Origin of the sequence: Pseudoalteromonas sp. MIP2626 (assembly GCF_013414205.1) — a bacterium.
GTDB lineage: Bacteria > Pseudomonadota > Gammaproteobacteria > Enterobacterales > Alteromonadaceae > Pseudoalteromonas > Pseudoalteromonas nigrifaciens.
In genome coordinates, this window is record NZ_JAATTW010000090.1 from 1 (window position 1) to 3446 (window position 3446).

Genomic DNA, 3446 nt, shown 5'->3' on the forward strand with positions numbered 1-3446 from the left:
CCATAAAATCAACTTTAATCATGACATTAGTATATCAATACGAAGTAAAATTGCTCGAACTACAATGACTGGTTTTCACTAAAAGCTGCCCTTAGAGCATTTACGTTAACTCGTCTTGGGGCAGAAATGAGTTAAATCGGAAAGGCAGCTCATGGCACAAATGCGTCTGTTCGATTTGGTTGACTCTATTTGTTCAAATCTGACAGTTTTGGTTAGGTCTTATTAAATGAATTCATTCCGCGCTTATCTTGTTAAGCAAAAATGCTAACTAAATCACTATTAAAAGAAAGTCCGCTTAAGTTATTTTCATTAATCAGAGATTTAAACTCAGCATTGCAATAAAGTGCTGTCCCGCCTTGAATGCATGATTTGAAAACAAGATGTTTGTCTGATTTAAATGATAAGGATTTGAGGCCATCCTCAATACCATTCAGGTAAGCCTTTTCAGTAAGAAATTCGTCTTCTTCTTCGAAAACGAGTGGATTAAATAAAATTAGCTCTTTATCACACCTAAGCGGTATAAATTCCCCGTAAACTTGCAGATAGTTCCCTAGGGCAATATACGCTTTATGGTTCAAAACAAGGTAATTCGAAAATAAGTTTACGTCGTAGGCTTGCTATAAAGCTTCTTTTTCAACTTTGCAGCTAAATCCGTTTTTGACTATATCCGTTATTCTAGTTTTGCCGCTTGGAAAGCCAATCTTGGCTAATATTACTGCTTCTTTATAACTGAGGTTATTTTCTTCGGCAATTTGGTCTGCCATCGATACGATATCTAGGTCAATTATATCGTATGTTCTATCTGGTTTGTGCAATTTATAAATATCGAGTTCTTTTCTCATAAGTAATCCTTTGTGAAGTAATATTTGTGCTTATTAAAGATTAATGAAGCCAGAATATCAACTCCTTCGGCAACGCAAGCAGAACCTCATTGGATATTAGCCAAATTTTATTAGGCTGGATTACTAAAGGAGTGCGCATTAGTTATACCTATACTCTATTCATTTATTAGCTTTTACTGTATTCATTTATTAGCTTTTACTGTATTCATTTATTAGCTTTTAATATAAAACTAGCAACATTTACATAATACAGATTCTCATCTTTGCCTACCAAAGCCCCTAAATATCTTCCATTATGTAGAGCTCACGACCCCCAAAAGTAAAATATAATAGATAGATTACAAGGCGTTAATCGCCTTATTTATCTTCCATAATATCTTTAAGTGCAATGCGTTTTAGCTGAGTGCCATCGCGATACCCTTTTACTAATAATTCATCTAATACAGCGCCGGTGTAAAAGGTATAGCCATTTTCTTCATCAACGGGAAGCTCATAAACAGAGCCTGATATTTGAGGCCAAATCCAATAATTCCCACAGGGTGATAAGTGAGGTAGAACCATTGAACCTGAGCTTACTCTCCATTCATCATCATTTTTCCATGAACAAAACAACACATAGCAGGGTTTGCTATCTATAGTTTGAAACGTTAAAACAACCCACCCCTCTGGCTTGTGTTTCATATATCACTCCATCTTGTTTGTAAAAAAATTTAAGCCTCCATTAACCTTAACCTAATAAGCGAGAACACCCCCTCTTTTTTCTTAAAAAAACACAAAAATAATGAAGCATATATGAACCCAGGATTAATTTTATTGGCACTTTGTTGAATTTTAAAACCAGATTCAAAGAAGATACCAAGAGGTCAGACCAGTTTAACCTTCTCTATTTTTGCGATATCTGCAATCATAGCGACTGCCTTTTGAAAAGCATTAACCTTGCTGGGGCTAGGTGTGAAATTTTAAATTTAAGCTTTTGGGAGTAACGCTAAATATTAATTACGCTTTGGGTGTTTTACTTGAACATAACAACGTCACGTTAAACACAAACATAAAATCGGTTTGGATAAGGTAAAAACAACTCGATAAACCTTCACAGTACTTTAAAGATAAATTTTTTTTGAGAATAAATAATTTGCCCGTAGAAAAAACATTGAACTTAACTTTTGAATTTTAAAGTGAGATTAACCCTTGAAAATAAAACAAAATTTTCAGTGGCTCCAAGGATTGATAAGCCTAATTATGACGAAAGGAATAATGTAAAAATGCTTACCAAGAACAACTATTCTAAAGATAAACCTTTTAATTTATCACCCATTATCTATAGTGTAAAGACATTTATTTTTTGGGAGGTAAAATTATGACCGTTACAAAGACGAACGCTAACGTTCACAGAGGTCGATTTATTATACGATTTTACTCCCATAAAAATCAGTGCGCACTTAATCCCGAGTCATTTCAGGAGCTGATCCTGGCTTTTAAACTGGAATGTGACCCTAATGTGAAGCTGTTTGCCACCCAGCCTGAGCAAATAGAAGTGACTATAGACAAAAAAGTTTACCGCTATACACCCGACTTCTTAGTCCTATATCATTCTGGCTTCGCTGAATATATTGAAGTTCATCATGAGTCTCAGGTTGATAAAGAGTATCACTCGAAAATTCATCTTTTTAATGAGTACACCCGAAAAAAAGCACAAATAGGTTTACGGTTAATCATCGTCGATAAGCTCAATACTATCTTTATGGCGAACCTTAATCTGATAACAATGTATTACTCGGAGCATTCATTCCCATTAACAATGCTGCCTGATGGAGATTTAACCTTTGGTGAACTCATCGAATGCTTGGAGGGTATAGCTAAAAACCCAGTGGCAGAGGCTTATGGACTAATTGCATCAAATGTATATAAATTCGATATGGAGAAGCCGTTAAACGCCTCTACTACATTGATGCGAGGTCACCTCAAATGATCGGATATGCTACGGGTACTGACTTGACTAATAAGTACGGTAACGTTGAATCTATTGCGTTTGTTGACAGTACATCAATACTCCTTTCCGGTGATGGTATAGAGACTAAGAAGCGCCTATTACCTCGAGACGACTTTGAGAAATCAATTGATGATCAAGGCTTTATATTAAGAAGCGCACAGCATCCACATATTGAACTAACAGAATATCAAAAGTTAACGGTTACATCACGATTGGTTTATCAATCTATCTTGAAAGAACTGGTTAGTGAAGGATACCCTGCTACAACCAAGAAGACATATGATGAGCTCATCAAACGAGTCGAGAGTCAACATCCTGCAACTATAGCCACAAAACACCCGCAATGGAAAACGGTATGTCGCCATTGGCGCGTATGGGTTCAATCAGATTTTAATGATGAAGCGCTTGCGGGAGTGAAGCGTAATAGGCCTATACGGCTAAATGCGGCCACTGAGGCTTTCATACAGCACTACATCGCTACCGTCTATTCGTGTAATAACTCTGCTTTCAAAGGCGCATATTACAGTAACTATAAACGTAAGCGCGTAATTAGCCCCACATACCAATGTTAATGGCACCTATGCATAATTTACTCAGCATATTAACCTGAGGTA

The 3446-nt window shown here is 36.3% G+C and carries 5 protein-coding genes; 2 read left to right on the forward strand and 3 right to left on the reverse strand.

Annotated elements, in window-relative coordinates:
- Nucleotides 1-251: 251 nt before the first annotated feature.
- The 3 genes from HC000_RS17955 to HC000_RS17965 all read right to left on the reverse strand — a co-directional run bounded on the left by HC000_RS17955 (nucleotide 252) and on the right by HC000_RS17965 (nucleotide 1523).
- A complete protein-coding gene (locus HC000_RS17955; protein WP_055011433.1) occupies nucleotides 252-578 on the reverse strand; it encodes a hypothetical protein in 327 nt (108 codons plus the stop codon).
- A 39-nt stretch (nucleotides 579-617) separates the two neighbouring features.
- A complete protein-coding gene (locus tag HC000_RS17960; protein ID WP_069438784.1) occupies nucleotides 618-842 on the reverse strand; it encodes a hypothetical protein in 225 nt (74 codons plus the stop codon).
- Nucleotides 843-1199: 357 nt separating this feature from the next.
- A complete protein-coding gene (locus HC000_RS17965) occupies nucleotides 1200-1523 on the reverse strand; it encodes a hypothetical protein (protein WP_069438783.1) in 324 nt (107 codons plus the stop codon).
- Nucleotides 1524-2199: 676 nt separating this feature from the next.
- Between HC000_RS17965 and HC000_RS17970 the strand changes: the two genes are divergently transcribed.
- Complete coding sequence (locus HC000_RS17970; RefSeq protein ID WP_069438782.1) at nucleotides 2200-2811, forward strand: TnsA endonuclease N-terminal domain-containing protein; 612 nt, start codon at nucleotides 2200-2202, stop codon at nucleotides 2809-2811.
- Nucleotides 2808-3404 (forward strand): hypothetical protein, encoded by a 597-nt coding sequence (locus HC000_RS17975; protein ID WP_179808366.1) that lies wholly within the window; start codon nucleotides 2808-2810, stop codon nucleotides 3402-3404. Before HC000_RS17970 ends, HC000_RS17975 begins: the two co-directional genes overlap by 4 nt.
- The last annotated feature ends 42 nt before the right edge of the window (nucleotides 3405-3446 follow it).

Excerpts from the sequence above, each read along its gene's own strand:
- HC000_RS17960 (WP_069438784.1), bottom strand. The coding sequence starts at position 842 with ATGAGAAAAGAACTCGATATTTATAAATTGCACAAACCAGATAGAACA.
- HC000_RS17965 (WP_069438783.1), bottom strand. The coding sequence starts at position 1,523 with ATGAAACACAAGCCAGAGGGGTGGGTTGTTTTAACGTTTCAAACTATA.
- HC000_RS17970 (WP_069438782.1), top strand. The coding sequence starts at position 2,200 with ATGACCGTTACAAAGACGAACGCTAACGTTCACAGAGGTCGATTTATT.
- HC000_RS17975 (WP_179808366.1), top strand. The coding sequence starts at position 2,808 with ATGATCGGATATGCTACGGGTACTGACTTGACTAATAAGTACGGTAAC.